The sequence below is a fragment of the Thalassospira xiamenensis M-5 = DSM 17429 genome (assembly GCF_000300235.2).
Lineage (GTDB): Bacteria > Pseudomonadota > Alphaproteobacteria > Rhodospirillales > Thalassospiraceae > Thalassospira > Thalassospira xiamenensis.
The window spans coordinates 2717235-2731580 of the sequence record NZ_CP004388.1; the positions used below are offsets into that span (position 1 = coordinate 2717235).

Genomic DNA, 14346 nt, shown 5'->3' on the forward strand with positions numbered 1-14346 from the left:
GACTATGACATGAATATGACATCGCATAAATGGGACAGGCTTGTGATTTCGCAATCGCAAAATCACAAAAACTGCACTTACCGATATTATTCCTGACAAATTTCGGTCAATCTAGCGAAACCTTTTGCCCAAGACCCCGGATCACTGCGCAATCGGCGGAAGGTAAATCCGCGCCAGAAGCCCGCCAGACGGCGCATCTTCCAGATAAATCTCGCCGCCATGCGCCCGGATCGCGGTGCGGGCAATCGCCAGACCAAGGCCAATTCCACCCGTTTCACGATTGCGCGAGGATTCAAGCCGGAAGAACGGCTCGAACACCTGATCGCGCTGATCGGGTGGAATTCCCGGCCCGTCATCACTGACTTCGATCCACATGCCACCATCATCGGCGGGCTTCAACGATACGTCGACATGATCGCCGAATGTCAGGGCATTTGACATCAGATTGCCCATCGCCCGCTTGATCGAAAGCGGACGGCATGGATAAACCCGTGGTTCGCCATCACCCACGAACCGGATCGGTCGCCCGGTTTCGGCAAGGTCTTCGACCGCGGCCTCGATCAGGGCGGCAATATCGATCTTGCGGGTCGCCTCGTTCGCGGTTTCTTCGCGCGCAAAGGTCATGGCCGCTTCGACCATCTGTTCCATTTCATTCAATGTCTCGATGATCCGAGACCGGTTTTCCGCATCCTCGACAAATTCCGCCCGCAGCCGAAGAGACGTGATCGGAGTGCGCAAATCGTGCGAAATCGCGGCCAGCATCCGGGTGCGATCCTCGACAAAACGTTTCAGCCTTGCGGTCATGCGGTTGAACGCCTTGGCTGCACGGCGGATTTCAAGCGGGCCATCTTCGGGCACCGGTTCGGGATAATCACCACGCCCCACCCGGTCGGCGGCCTGTGCCAGAACCGCCCAGGACCGTGTCATGCGACGCGCCAGGAAAAACGCGATGATCCCGATCAGGACCGCCGAAATAACAATACGCAGGATATTTTGCAAAACCGCACGCGGCGGCGGTGCAACACCATTGATCCGCGCTTCCAGCCAGACAACAGGCTGTAGACTTTCAGCCCCCGCCGATCCGGCAGCGTTTACCGTCGCCCCCACCGGGAAGATCGGCACACTGATCTGCATTAATGGTGCGGCAACACAGTCAAGGTGATCAAAGAAACGCGGCCCGTGATGTCCGTCGCGAACAAAGTCATCCTTGCGCCATTTCTTGTCGCGATCATCATCATCGTCATCGTCACCATGCTTTTCGTGTTTCTTTTTCTCGCGCTCCTCAACCGCCTCACAATCATCCTCCGACAGGATATGCACTCGCGCGGGCACCGCGGGACCGTCAAGCGCCTGATTAAGCCGCTCGCTCAGCGTGTAACTGATATCAGACATCGGCAGGCTGTTATCGGGCTTGTCCGCCAGACGCATGATGCTTTGCGGCGACTGGCCGACCTTCAGGACATCACGCCAGTTTTCCGATGGGGTTGCCGCCAGAATGCGCGAAATGGCCGCAACGCGCGCCAATGCACCGCCACGCCGCTCGCTTAACAACGCATCGCGCCGTTCTTCGGCCAAAAGCAATCCTAACACCACATGGGTCAGAACCACGGCACCAAGGATCAGCAACACCAACTGCCCGACAAGGGTTTCTGGCCATAAACGGGAAATGAAACCGCGCAGTTTCATTTTTTCACCACGTCGCAGGTAAACATATATCCCCCGCCCCAAACGGTTTTGATCAGGGTCGGGTTCTTCGGGTCGGGCTCGATCTTTTTGCGCAGGCGGCTAACCTGATTATCAATACTGCGATCAAACGGAATGGCTTCGCGCCCCTTGGTCAGGTCAAGCAACTGGTCGCGGTTCAGCACCATATTGTGGTGATCGACAAAGGCGCATAACAGGGCAAATTCACCAGCACTCAGCGACACGACAACATCGTTTTCGTCACGCAATTCATGACGCGTGCGATCCAGTATCCAGCGATCAAAGGCAATTTCACCCCCGGTCTTCTGGCCGCGCCGCCCGCTTGGCAAACTTTGCGCCCGACGAAGCACCGCCTTGATACGGGCCAGCAACTCACGCGGATTGAAAGGCTTTGCCAGATAATCATCTGCCCCCATTTCAAGGCCGATGATCCGGTCGGTTTCCTCGCCAAGCGCGGTCAGCATCACAACCGGCACATCATAATTCTCGCGCAGCCACCGGCAAAGACTCAACCCGTCTTCGCCAGGCATCATCAGATCGAGCACGATCAGATCGGGCAGAACATTCTCAGCCATCAGCTTGCGCAATTCGCGCCCGTCAGACGCCAGCGTCACGCGGTATTCATGCTGGCGCAGATACCGCCCCAGCAGATCACGAATATCGCGGTGGTCATCAACGACGAGAATATGGGCCGGATCACTCATCAAGCTGTGCCTGTCTTTCCAAAGATTATCTGATCCCAGCTTATCGCGCCCGGTGGCCCATCAAAAACAGCAATTTGTATCAGATTGTCGCAAAAGCCGGTTTTGGTAGACATTGCGACCATTTCCCCGGTTTACCGGGATCATTTCGCGACAAATCAGCTTCATAAAGGCCTCAGCCAAACAAAAGTCCCCCAACGAAAAGAGGCCCACATGACCCGTAACAGCAAACTTAAAATCGCATCCCTCCTGATCGCGACCAGCATTGTCGCCCCCCCCATCGCCACCGCGCTTGCATCGGGCGGCGATCATCGACCCTGGCAGATGAGCGATGATGACCGTGGCGATGGCCCGAAATTCCGCGATCATGACCGCGACCACCACAAAGGCATGTATGGCAAACATGGCATGCGCCGCAGCACTCCGCTAACGGTCGAGGAAGCCAAAATTCTGGTCGATGCAATGCTTCTGCGTCGCGGCACGACGGAGCTTAAAACCGGCGATGTCAAATCGGTCGATGACGGCGAGGAAATCGAAGTCACCCTGCTGAATGCCAACGGCGATGTTGTCGATACCGTGAGTTTCGATGCCAAATCGGGCCGCCCGGATCGCGACGAAATGCGTGATATGCACCGCATGATGCCCAAACCGGACGCGGAGGACCGCTTTGACCGTCGCTTTACCACTGAACAGATGACCCTTCTGGCCAATGCCATGGTGATCCGGTTTGGTGGCGGTGAACTGACGCTGGGCGAAATCAAGGAAACACCACGCGGCACCTATATCGCGACCATCACCAACAAGGCCGGCGACATCGTTCGCGAAATGGAGCTTAGCCGCGTGACCGGTCGCCCGGTCAGCTAACCGGCTTTGTCAGAACACGCACTTCCCTTCTACCCAACTCCCATTGTCCGGGTCCTTCCCCCACCCAACCGATAGCCCGGACAACACTGGCGCCCCCTCTCCCCGGGGGCGCCACTTTTTATATTTGCATGACTTTTGGTTTGACGCGCCTTCGATCCCTGATCATTCTGCGTTTTTAGGAACCAAAAAGCTGCATCATGACTGCAACCCACCTTTCCCCCGCCCCACGTACCGCCCTTGAAACCGACATTCCCGCAATCACCAAACTCTGGCAGGAAACCGGGCTTTACCGCCCGTACAATCCGCCGGAATGGGATGTGCGATTTGCGCTCTCGGATCGCAATTCGACGCTGATGGTATGGGAAGATATCAACGGTGTTATCATTGCCACCGTGATGGTCGGCCATGACGGGCATCGCGGCTGGATTTATTATCTGTCGGTTGCACCAAGCCATCAGAAAACCGGGCTTGGCAAAAAGCTGGTTGCCATCGGCGAAGACTGGCTGCGTGAACACGGCGTCTGGCGTATGCAATTAATGGTGCGGTCGGAAAACAGCGCGATGCAGGATTTCTATCGCCATCTTGGCTATCGGGCCCTTGATGTCACGGTCATGCAAAAAGATATAGATACCCCTCCCGCTGACCGCTGAGAAAAAAACAGCTGTTAAGGTGCAACCGGATGCCCGTGCGGCGTTCGTTCCGGGCTGTTGCTGTTGTCATCCCGATCATCGCGCGTAATCGCCAGTGACGCCCGCGCAATGCGGCGTGCGCGTTCATATAAGCGGTTGATACGCTCGACCAGCGCAACTTCTGTGCGGTAACGGCGGATATCCGCATCTCTTGGCCCGATCTCGTCGCTGATCCGGCGCAGGGTGACGTCCATTTTTTCGATGAACTCTGCCTTACGAGCCAATACACGATTGGCGGCCTCAACATCGTCACTGGCAAAGGCCGTTAGTGCCTGCTTGAGGCATTCTTCAGAAAAAGTGAACAATTCGGACATTTTTTCACGGCTATCTAATAATGGCAGATTGCGTTCGGCTAACAATCTGCCAACCAGCTCGGTCATTTCCTCGCTGATAATATCGCCGATGGCCTCCAGATGATTGCTGATCGCAAGCTTGTTCAAAAGCCGGTTCTGATCCGATGGCAGCAACTCCGAATGGCGCAGTTTTCCAGCAAACCGCGCAATCGCATCCTGAAGGCTGTCAACCCCGTCATCAAGCTCGGCAATCTTTTCAAGTTTCTCAAGTGTCGGGTTTTGCATGGTTTCGCGCCCACGCCTTACAACATCGCACACGATATCGCCCATATGCATGACTTCTTTGCGCAAAAGCATCAGAGCGGCAGATGGGGTATTGGCAATTTCATTGACCAGAAATTTTGGTGCCGGGTCAAGCGGCGGTTCGAACACATCACGCACCGGCACACATTTTTCGATCAGACGCGCAATCCACGGCACGAAACCGATCATGATCGCGACATTGGCGATGTTGAAAATGCTGTGCGCATTGGCGATTTCACGCGCGATGTCGACCTGACCACCCTCCTCGCCCAGCGACACGGCATGGACGAAACCGGCCAGTTGCGGGATAAAAGGCAGCCAGATCAGCACCCCGACAACGTTAAAGAACACATGACCAAGGGCGGTGCGCATCGCATCGCGATTCTTGCCAATCGTCACCAGAAGGGCCGTGATACAGGTGCCGATATTCGCCCCGAAGATCAGGGCAATCCCCCCTTCGAGCGGCACAAGCCCCTGCCCGGCAAGGGCAATCACAATGCCGGTCGTTGCCGAACTTGATTGCACAAGGGCGGTAAAGGCCGCGGCAATCGCAATCGACAAAAACGGGTTTGTCATCTGCGCCATCAGATTGATGAAGGGGTCATAGGTGCGAAGCGGTTCCATCGCCTCGCTCATCATGCCCATACCGAAAAACAACAGCCCAAGCCCCAGCAGGGCACGCCCGCCAAGTGACCAGCTTCGATCACGCCAAAACGCCATGACGCCAAAGCCGACCGCAATCATCAACGGCGCGACGGCATCAATCCGGAAGGCGATAATCTGCGCCGTCAGGGTCGTTCCGATATTGGCCCCCATGATCACAGCAATGGATTGGGCGAAGCTCATCAATCCGGCAGAAACAAAGCCGACCACAAGAACAGTTGTCACACTCGACGATTGCACCAGCCCGGTGATCGCCACCCCGGAAAGGACGGCCATAAAACGGTTGCGGGTCATTTTGGCAAGGATCACACGCAACCTTGCCCCGGCCAGCGTTTTAAGCGCCGTTGCAAGATGATCCATGCCATACAGGAAAAGGGCAAGGCCGCCCAAAAGGCCAATCGCCATCCAGCCCAACTGCAAATCCGGCACCGAAGGATCATTGGTTGCCGCAAGGATGCCGCGCATCGGCAGGACAGTCAAAACAGCCGTCAGGGCAGATAAAGAGGCGGATAAGCGAAGGGATGACATCGGCATGGAACCTGCCATAAACTATTGATATGCCATCATAGCACACAGAAATCCCGCGTATAGATCAGACTGGATTCCCGCCATAATGCCTGCCCCGAACCCGCACGGAAAAATGCGCAATATCGGCCCGACATCGTCGCGCGAACTGGCCGAGATCGGCATTGAAAACCGATCCGACCTGATCAAGGAAGGGTTGGAGGAAACGGCAAGACGGCTATTGTTCCGGTTTGGCGGGGAAAAACAGATCAGCGTGAATTATCTTTATGCACTTGAAGGTGCCATTCACGACCATGACTGGCGCGATATTACCCCATCGCGCAAACAGGAACTCCGCGATTTGCTGGTGCGGTTACGCAGCGAAATCGCGGCGCATTAAGGCCAGCCGATTACTGGGCCGCGATCTGGTCCGATGACACGGATGCCAGACGTTTGCGAAGTCCCGCAATCTGATCTTCTGACAGGCGCAAACCAAGTTTGGAGCGACGCCAGACAAGGTCTTCGACGCCACGCACCCATTCCTGATCAATCAGATAACGCACTTCGGCTTCATACAGGTCATAACCATAACAAACACCAAGGTCGGCCACGCTGTTGCAGCCATCAAGCAGTTTTTCGATCCTGCTGCCATAGGCACGCAGAAGACGTTTCAGGGTTGCTTCCGGTAACCAGTCATATCGGGCACCATAGGATTGCAGAGCCTTTTCAAAGGATGCATCGGGCAGATCACCACCGGGCAGTACTTCGCCCGCCGTCCAGGGACGATTAGTCACCCCAAGCTGTTTTGAAATCAGTTGCAAGGCATGCTCGGCCAGTTTGCGATAGGTGGTGATTTTGCCACCAAACACATGCAGCGCCGGGGCTTTGCCCTGCCCGGCTTCGAGTTTGAGCGTGTAATCACGCGAGACTTTGGATGCGTTGGCAACTTCGCCCTCGCCCGCATATAGCGGACGCACCCCGGAATAGGACCAGACGACATCCATCACCGAAATCGGTGTTTCGAAATAATCACCAGCCAGCTTGCACAGATAATCGACTTCGTCAGCGCCGATTTCAACCTTGGCCGGATCGCCGTTAAAATCGACATCGGTGGTGCCGATCAAGGTGAAATCATCCTGATAGGGAATGGCAAAAACGATGCGGCCATCCGGGTTCTGGAAAATATAGCAATGATCATGATCGAAAAGTTTCGGAACCACGATATGGCTACCCTTGACCAGACGGATATTTGCCTTGGTTTCGGCATCGACCACACCATTCTCAGGATCAATCAGCGAGGCACACCACGGACCGGCGGCATTGATCAGCATCTTGCCACTAACGATGCGTTCGGCATCGCTGTCGCGATCACTCAGGGTGACCTGCCATTTGCCATCCTGTTGGGTTGCACCGACACAGCGGGTACGCGTCAGGATTTCGGCACCGCATTCGCGGGCATCCATGGCATTCAGAACCACAAGCCGTGCATCATCGACCCAGCAATCGGAATAGACGAATGCCTTGTCCATTCCGGTATTGAGCGGCTGCCCCGCAACGTGCTTGCGCAGTGAAATTCCCTCGCTGCCCGGCAGTTTTTTGCGTCCGCCAAGATGATCGTAAAGGAACAGGCCAAGGCGGATCATCCATGCCGGTCGCAGGCCAGGAACATGGGGCAGAACAAACCGCAGCGGCCAGATGATATGCGGCGCGTTGCCCAGAAGGACTTCTCGTTCGTTCAATGCCTCACGGACCAGACGGAATTCATAATGTTCAAGATAACGCAGACCACCATGGATCAGTTTGGTGCTGGCCGAAGATGTGGCACTTGCCAGATCGTTCATTTCGCACAGCAGGACCCTGAGCCCGCGCCCGGCTGCATCACGGGCGATCCCCGCCCCGTTGATCCCGCCGCCGACAATGATCAGGTCATATTCCGAATGGTTCTGCATGGCATGACTTCCGCGCTTTAGTTTCGATATTGACCATAAAATATTTCATTTTCGAAAATTTTCAAGCGATGAATTGTGACAATTTATAGCCAATAGCAATCAATACCCTTATTTACCGAAGCCAAAACCTCAACACTCGATAAAAATTTCGATTTTGAAAATTGACAACTCTGGGATCAAATCCCATGAGCCGAAACGAAAAACCCCGCCAAACGGCGGGGCCAGACCGCTGACAAACCCCGTCATATTTTGGCGGGGTTTTGCTTTTAGAGGTTTTTGAAAGCCGGCTTGAGTGTGCCGAGGGGATTATCCCTCGGCGATTTGCCCCTTGGGGCCCAAAGCCAGGGCTATTTTCTTGATATTTTGGGCGGCGGCGGCCAGCAGACATTGGCATTTGACATTGATCAGTCCCCGGAACCTTGCATATCGATGACCGTGAAGCTGTTTGGCATCTGCAAAGGAGCGTTCGACCGTCTCTTTTCGGCGCTTGTAAACCCGCTTGCCCCACTCTGTCAGACGATAGGCGTCAGCCCGGTCTCTGGCGTCTTGCCAGACATGGCGCGTGACAGTTTTTCGGTGGTGGGCATTGGCGGTACAGGAAGCCAGCACAGGACAGGTGCGGCATTTTTCCGGGTCGCTGTGATAATGGCGGTATCCATTTCGGTCGGTTGTCGCATAAGACAGAAGCTGACCTTCGGGGCAGCGATAAGCATCACGTTCAGGGTCATAAACGTATTTGCGTTTGGGGATGTAGCCTTCCCGAAGGTTCGGGCGGCGATAGCCCGTCACGCCAAGGATGTCACGATCTTCAAGGCCTTTGGCAATCGCGGCGGTCGCATAGCCCGCATCCAGTCCGACGGCGATAACATCAAGGTCAAAACGCTGCCTTTGTCGGTCAAGACGGTCGAGATAGGGAATGCTGTCATGCAGATTGGCCGGGGTGGCGTAACTGTCGGTAATGATCCCAAGCTTGCCATCGACCGTGCGGTGATCGAGATAGAAAAAGCCCTTGGGCTTGCCGTCGCGCACCATATATCCGCTGTCGGGATCGGTTCGGCTGATCTTGGTTTCTTTCTCAACCGGCTGGCGTTCCTTGGCTTTGAGCGGCTTTTTCGCATGAGCCGCCCGGTCTTCCTCAATCGCCAGATCCAGATCATCCCAATAGGCCGCGCGCGATTTGGCAACCACTTCGCGGTCCCATTTGTTCTTGTTGGCATCGGCCTTCAAATGCGTGCTGTCGGTATAGAGAACCTTACCATCCACCAGCCCGTGCCTGATCGCCTGCTCGACGATCTCGTCAAAAATATCCTGCGCAACACTGGCATCATGATATCGACGCCGCCGGTTCTGCGACAGGGTCGAGGCATCAAAGACCTTGTCGGTCAGCTTGAGTTGCAAAAACCAGCGATAGGCGACATTGACCTCAATCTCGCGCACAAGCTGGCGCTCCGAGCGCACGCCAAACAGATAGCCAATGAACAGCGCCTTAAACATCATCACCGGATCAAGGGCGGGACGGCCATTGTTCGCGCAGTACAAATCGGCCACGCGCGCATGGATAAAACTGAAATCGATCACGGCATCGATCTTACGAAGCAAATGATCGCTGGGGACCAAACTGTCGAGTGTCACCATCTCAAGTTCGGTTTGATGTGGGCTGGGTTTCTTAAGCATTCCCCATTGAATCAAAAATCCCCGCCAATGGCGAGGACTTTGTCAGCAGTCTGCCCCCGCCAAACGGCGGGGCTTTCAAAGTTAGATTTTTTTGCAATCAGCTTAGCTTAACCAAGCCAGCGACGCTGCCAATCCGACAGCATGGCAATCGTCCAAAGCTGGTGCGGCCAGTTGCGGTGACCTGAAAGATGCTCGGTAAACCGCTTATTAACTTCCTCTCGGTTAAGCCCGAAATCAGAATAAAGCGCATCGCGTGCCAGCAAGTCGCCTACCCATTCCTTAAGCGGTCCACGCAGCCATTCTGCCAACGGCACACCAAAACCGGTTTTGGGACGATCAATCAGCTCACGAGGGACATACTTATAAAGAATACGCCGAAGGGCAACCTTTCCCACCGAACCATCCAATTTAAGATGCGCGGGCATCCGCCAGCCAAATTCAATGACGCGATGATCAATCAACGGCACACGCACTTCAAGCGAACTAGCCATTGACGCCCGATCAACCTTGGTCAGGATATCATCGACCATATACATCATCGTATCCATGACCTGCATCGCGGACACATGATCAAGATTTCGATTCCGGCAGAATTTTTCGCCCGGAATGCGGAATTTCTTGCGCTGTTTATCCGGCTCATCCGCCATCAGGACATCCGGATTCCAAAGCGAAAGCAACGCCTGATAGCGATCCAGATCATCACGTATTTCCAAAAGCGGCGCGACCTTGTGAATCTTGTCACCCAATGCCGCTGTCCCGCGCTTGCCGGGCAAAAGACCGATCAGGGCATCCCATTGCGCAGGCGAAAGCGCCGTCAGCCCCTTGGACACCAACGACGCCCCAAAAAACGGAATGTTTTTGGCAATATTGCTGATCTGGCGCGCCCAAAGGTAACGATTGTAGCCGCCAAAGGTTTCATCCCCGCCGTCGCCCGAAAGAGCAACCGTCACCTCCTTGCGGGTCAGGGTCGAAATCAGGCTGGTCGGGATGGATGAACTATCAAAGAACGGCTCATCATAGATTTCAGAAAGGCGCGGCACCAGATCAAGCGCATCCTGTGCGGTGACATAAAGCTCAGTATGGTCGGTGCCAAGATGTTTAGCGACTTTACCGGCAAAGGCCGCCTCGTTATAGGCATCATGGTCAAAGCCGATGGAATAGGTTTTCACCGGCCGGTCGGAAATCGATTGCATCAGGGCAACCACGGTCGAGGAATCAATACCACCCGAAAGAAACGCGCCGAGTGGCACATCGGCAATCATCCGCCGTTCGACGGCATCGCGCAGCAAATCTTCAAGCGCATCAATCGCACTTTGATCATCACCACTCCAATGATGGTTCTGACCACTTAGAACGGCATCTTCGACCGACCAGTATGCAAATTCGGATACATGGCCTTCCCCCGTGATTTCAAGAATATGGCCCGGCTGCAACATTTTGGCATGGGCATAGATCGAATGCCCTGATGGCACATAGCCAAACCGCAAATAGGCATCAAGCGCGGTACGATTGACTTCGCGCGAAATGACATTGCCACCAATCAAGGCCTTTAGCTCGGACGCAAAGGCAATATTTCCGTCAAAACGTGACCAGTAAAGCGGCTTGACACCCAAACGGTCACGCACCAGGGTCAGCCTGCCGGTCTTTTTATCCCAAAGGGCGATGGCGAACATGCCGATCAGGCGTTTAACCGTATCACGCACGCCCCAGCGCGCCATGCACTCAAGGATAACCTCACTGTCGGAATGGCCGCGCCACGCGACATTTTCACCGGCCAGTTTGGCACGCAGGTCTTCGGCGTTATAGACCTCGCCATTATAAACCATGACGTATCTGCCATCGGCCGAATGCATCGGTTGTTTACCGGCATCGGAAAGATCGATGATGGCAAGGCGACGCTGCCCCAGCGCCAGTCCGGCATCGCTATCGCACCAGACATCGCCGCCATCCGGCCCGCGATGCAGCAACGCATCGGTCATGCGCGTGATGGTGTTGCGCAATTTATCGCCGTCGCTATTGCGACCAAGCCACAGACCAGTGATGCCGCACATGAAAAATATCCCTTTATCATTTGCCCTACTTAAAAACGATCCGGGCGCGTTCGACAATCAAAATCATGGGCTTGCCGACAAGGATTTGCAGTTTGTTTCGGGGATTTTGGTCGCGTGTAATGACAAGCGGTGATAAACAGGCAGCATTGCCCATCAAGCTGGAAAGACCATGCTGAAACTGGATCGACTGTTCATCAAAATCCTGCAGGTTTTGCAAACCAATGGCCGGATTTCGAACCTTGATCTTTCAGAAGAGGTCAATCTGTCGCCCTCGCCCTGTCTGGAACGGGTGCGCAAGCTTGAGGAAGCCGGGCTGATCACGCAATATCTGGCGGAAATCGACCTTGATAAAATAGGTGCTAACCTGCACATCATGGCCGAAATCACGCTGGGCAATCATCTGGTCGATGATTTCAAACGGTTCGAAGCCGCAATCACCAACGTCCCCGAAGTCATTTCCTGCTATAAAATCGCCGGGCCGTTCGATTACACGATGGATATGATCTGCCGCGATATCGCGCATTTCAACCAGCTCAAAGAAAAGCTTCTGGCCGCCAATATCGGGATCGAGAATTTCCGTGGCCATGTGGTGATGGAACGCACCAAAACCTTTTCGGGCTATCCGCTCGAAAGCCTCACCGCACCCTCACCGCTTGACGGCGTGCTCAAGGGCTAGGCTTCACGCCTTATATCGAACCGATCCATCTTGCGATAAAGCGTATTGCGGCTGATGCCAAGCGCCTTGGCGGTTTTGCTGATATGCCAGCGGTGATCATCAAGCACCTGACGCAAAGCATCGGCTTCGGCCCGTTTCAGGATCGATCCGGCGTGATTTGGATCGCACGTAATGGCTTCGTGGAAATCGTCGGGCAGGTGCGACCGCAGGATCAAACCACCTTCGGCAAAAACGCAGGCATATTGTAATACATTGACCAGTTCGCGGATATTGCCCGGCCAGTCATGGCGTGACAGCAGCTCCAGAACGTCGTCCGAACAACGAACATCCCCCGCCATATCCCTGGAAATACCGCGAAGAAGCCGGGCGATGAGATCCGGCAGATCGGACCGTTCGCGAAGTGCTGGCAGGGAAAGGCGCGCACCTTTGATCCGGTAAAGCAGATCTTCGCGGAATTTGCCATCCGCCACCGCACGGGTCAGATCGACATTGCTGGCACAGATCAGACGGAAATTGACCGGCACGGATTTGGTACTGCCAAGCGGCTCGACCGTGCGTTGTTCAAGCACACGCAAAAGCCGCCCCTGTGCTGAAAGCGGCATATCACCGATTTCATCCAGGAACAAAGTCCCGCCATCGGCCTGCTTGATCCGCCCGCCAAAGCCATCGCGTGCCGCACCGGTAAAGGCACCACCGGCATGACCGAAAAGCTCGCTTTCAATCAGGCTTTCGGGAAGGGCCGCGCAATTGATCGCAACGAACGGTTTGCGCGCACCGACCGCAGCGGCATGAATGGCGCGCGCCATATGTTCCTTGCCGCTGCCGGTTTCGCCCGACATCAGAACATTGATACGATTGGTCAGAAGTTTGCTACCGACCTTGTAAAGACGACGGATTACCGGGTCCTGATCGGGGATGTCACCGGTTTCATTCGCCGCCGAACGCGCGGACGGACGCGACAATGGTGCCGGCCGCATCGAGATAAACTTGCGCCGCTGCTTTTCAGGCAAAGTCACCCGCCCGAACAAAAGCCCCCCCCCATTGACGGGCAGGGCCTTGGCCGATACAGAAGTTGATGCCCCCTCGCCCACGCCAAGCGTCGCGATCAGGCCATCCAGATCAAAACCGAACATCGATTGCACATCGCGCGCGTTGTCCGCCGCCGCCAGCAAACGGCGCGCGGTCGAGGTCGCGCCACGGATATTGCCATCCGGACCAATGGAAATCAGGGCATCGCGGGTCGATCCGACATGCTGTGCGTCGGGATGAAGATGCAGGATCAGATCAGACGCGCATTCATCAAAGAAAAGGATACGTTCAAGCGCATCGGCGTAATCGGCAATCAGGCTTCGGACCCGCAAACAATCCGTACGTTTGATGTCATCGCGCACCGCCGACACATCAAGCACGGAGCAAACCTGCCCTTCCGGGTCAAACACCGGGGCGGCCGTGCAGGTCAGAACCGCATGTTGTACCAGAAAATGTTCGTCCTTGTGGATGGTGATCGGTCGGCCTTCAACGATGCAGGTGCCGATACCGTTGGTGCCTTCGCGTTCCTCGCTCCAGACGGCACCGGGCAAAAGGCCGTTGGTGCGAAACGACGGCAGCAACGTGTGGGCCGCGACACTGTCAAGGATCACACCGTCATTATCGGTCAGGAAAACCGCATAGCCCGACGCATCAATCTTGCGATAAAGAGTGCGCACCAGATCATGGGCATGATGATAAAGCCGCCCGCTGCGATCACGGCGCTGGCGGGTTTGGCTTTCGGGCATGACTTCGGGACGGCGCAAAGTGTCATGCGCCAGACCAAAGCGCTGTTCGCAACGTTGCCAGCTTTCGAGAACGGCGCGATTTTGGGCGACGCCACTTAACTGCAACGCAGCTTCGATCCGTCCACCGTAATGGTTTCCAGACATAAGACGTTATCTCCCTTGCGTCGGTATTTTGTCGGGAATGCGTTCTGGCATGGCCCGGCTTGCGGCTTTGTCCGCATCCGATCACAGCAGGGATCGTAACACATCACAGCCCCAAAACACCAAATGGTTTCCGTGCAAACAGACGGCATAATTGGTTGTGTCACGAATATGGGACAGTTTGTACCACCTGTGCCACGACACGGAACGGCATGACACAATCGCCCCCAATCAGCGCCATCTTCCAACCGATTGTAAAAAGGCAAAAAAATCGGTCACCGGGTCCTCTGGCACAGAATTTTGCGAACTGGCACGTACTTTGCGGAACTGTCAGGGCCAAAACCAAAAACAGGTGGCAA

The 14346-nt window shown here is 55.2% G+C and carries 11 protein-coding genes; 4 read left to right on the plus strand and 7 right to left on the minus strand.

Annotation, left to right across the window (positions count from 1 at the left end; genetic code table 11):
- Positions 1 to 141: 141 nt before the first annotated feature.
- Both TH3_RS12820 and TH3_RS12825 read right to left on the minus strand, forming a co-directional pair.
- The gene (locus TH3_RS12820; RefSeq protein WP_007090421.1) at positions 142 to 1686 is read right to left on the minus strand and encodes an ATP-binding protein; all 1545 of its coding nucleotides are present in this window, start codon (positions 1684 to 1686) and stop codon (positions 142 to 144) included.
- Positions 1683 to 2408: a response regulator gene (locus TH3_RS12825; protein WP_007090422.1), complete on the minus strand. Its 726-nt coding sequence runs from the start codon at positions 2406 to 2408 to the stop codon at positions 1683 to 1685. Before TH3_RS12825 ends, TH3_RS12820 begins: the two co-directional genes overlap by 4 nt.
- Positions 2409 to 2618: 210 nt before the next feature.
- Here TH3_RS12825 and TH3_RS12830 point away from each other — a divergent pair, with 210 nt between their 5' ends.
- Positions 2619 to 3269 (plus strand): hypothetical protein, encoded by a 651-nt coding sequence (locus TH3_RS12830; protein WP_007090423.1) that lies wholly within the window; start codon positions 2619 to 2621, stop codon positions 3267 to 3269.
- 197 nt (positions 3270 to 3466) lie between these two features.
- The gene (locus TH3_RS12835; protein ID WP_007090424.1) at positions 3467 to 3919 is read left to right on the plus strand and encodes a GNAT family acetyltransferase; all 453 of its coding nucleotides are present in this window, start codon (positions 3467 to 3469) and stop codon (positions 3917 to 3919) included.
- A gap of 14 nt (positions 3920 to 3933) precedes the next feature.
- Here the strand turns inward: TH3_RS12835 and TH3_RS12840 are convergent, their stop codons facing one another.
- A complete protein-coding gene (locus TH3_RS12840) occupies positions 3934 to 5745 on the minus strand; it encodes a Na/Pi cotransporter family protein (RefSeq protein ID WP_233421769.1) in 1812 nt (603 codons plus the stop codon).
- 85 nt (positions 5746 to 5830) lie between these two features.
- Between TH3_RS12840 and TH3_RS12845 the strand changes: the two genes are divergently transcribed.
- Positions 5831 to 6121 carry a TfoX/Sxy family DNA transformation protein gene (locus TH3_RS12845; protein ID WP_007090426.1) on the plus strand — a complete coding sequence of 97 codons (291 nt, stop codon included), beginning with the start codon at positions 5831 to 5833 and terminating at the stop codon, positions 6119 to 6121.
- Between the two features lie 10 nt (positions 6122 to 6131).
- Here the strand turns inward: TH3_RS12845 and glpD are convergent, their stop codons facing one another.
- The 3 genes from glpD to asnB all read right to left on the minus strand — a co-directional run bounded on the left by glpD (position 6132) and on the right by asnB (position 11395).
- Positions 6132 to 7670 (minus strand): glycerol-3-phosphate dehydrogenase, encoded by a 1539-nt coding sequence (glpD, locus tag TH3_RS12850; RefSeq protein WP_007090427.1) that lies wholly within the window; start codon positions 7668 to 7670, stop codon positions 6132 to 6134.
- Positions 7671 to 7976: 306 nt separating this feature from the next.
- Complete coding sequence (locus tag TH3_RS12855) at positions 7977 to 9344, minus strand: IS1182 family transposase (RefSeq protein ID WP_040059871.1); 1368 nt, start codon at positions 9342 to 9344, stop codon at positions 7977 to 7979.
- 107 nt (positions 9345 to 9451) lie between these two features.
- On the minus strand, positions 9452 to 11395 hold the full coding sequence (asnB, locus tag TH3_RS12860) for an asparagine synthase (glutamine-hydrolyzing) (protein WP_007091415.1): 1944 nt from the start codon (positions 11393 to 11395) through the stop codon (positions 9452 to 9454).
- Between the two features lie 169 nt (positions 11396 to 11564).
- On the opposite strand from asnB, the gene TH3_RS12865 reads away from it, so the two are divergent.
- Positions 11565 to 12071, plus strand: coding sequence for an Lrp/AsnC family transcriptional regulator (locus tag TH3_RS12865; RefSeq protein ID WP_007091414.1), 507 nt, complete (start codon positions 11565 to 11567; stop codon positions 12069 to 12071).
- On the opposite strand, the gene TH3_RS12870 is transcribed toward TH3_RS12865, so the two are convergent.
- Positions 12068 to 13990 (minus strand): sigma-54-dependent Fis family transcriptional regulator, encoded by a 1923-nt coding sequence (locus TH3_RS12870; RefSeq protein WP_007091413.1) that lies wholly within the window; start codon positions 13988 to 13990, stop codon positions 12068 to 12070. The genes TH3_RS12865 and TH3_RS12870 overlap by 4 nt on opposite strands.
- Positions 13991 to 14346: the final 356 nt, after the last annotated feature.

What these genes read in the sequence shown, in the direction of transcription:
- TH3_RS12825 (WP_007090422.1), bottom strand. Translation starts at nt 2,408, where the DNA reads ATGAGTGATCCGGCCCATATTCTCGTCGTTGATGACCACCGCGATATT.
- TH3_RS12865 (WP_007091414.1), top strand. Translation starts at nt 11,565, where the DNA reads ATGCTGAAACTGGATCGACTGTTCATCAAAATCCTGCAGGTTTTGCAA.
- TH3_RS12820 (WP_007090421.1), bottom strand. Translation starts at nt 1,686, where the DNA reads ATGAAACTGCGCGGTTTCATTTCCCGTTTATGGCCAGAAACCCTTGTC.
- TH3_RS12870 (WP_007091413.1), bottom strand. Translation starts at nt 13,990, where the DNA reads ATGTCTGGAAACCATTACGGTGGACGGATCGAAGCTGCGTTGCAGTTA.
- TH3_RS12840 (WP_233421769.1), bottom strand. Translation starts at nt 5,745, where the DNA reads ATGTCATCCCTTCGCTTATCCGCCTCTTTATCTGCCCTGACGGCTGTT.
- TH3_RS12830 (WP_007090423.1), top strand. Translation starts at nt 2,619, where the DNA reads ATGACCCGTAACAGCAAACTTAAAATCGCATCCCTCCTGATCGCGACC.
- asnB (WP_007091415.1), bottom strand. Translation starts at nt 11,395, where the DNA reads ATGTGCGGCATCACTGGTCTGTGGCTTGGTCGCAATAGCGACGGCGAT.
- TH3_RS12855 (WP_040059871.1), bottom strand. Translation starts at nt 9,344, where the DNA reads ATGCTTAAGAAACCCAGCCCACATCAAACCGAACTTGAGATGGTGACA.
- glpD (WP_007090427.1), bottom strand. Translation starts at nt 7,670, where the DNA reads ATGCAGAACCATTCGGAATATGACCTGATCATTGTCGGCGGCGGGATC.
- TH3_RS12845 (WP_007090426.1), top strand. Translation starts at nt 5,831, where the DNA reads ATGCCTGCCCCGAACCCGCACGGAAAAATGCGCAATATCGGCCCGACA.
- TH3_RS12835 (WP_007090424.1), top strand. Translation starts at nt 3,467, where the DNA reads ATGACTGCAACCCACCTTTCCCCCGCCCCACGTACCGCCCTTGAAACC.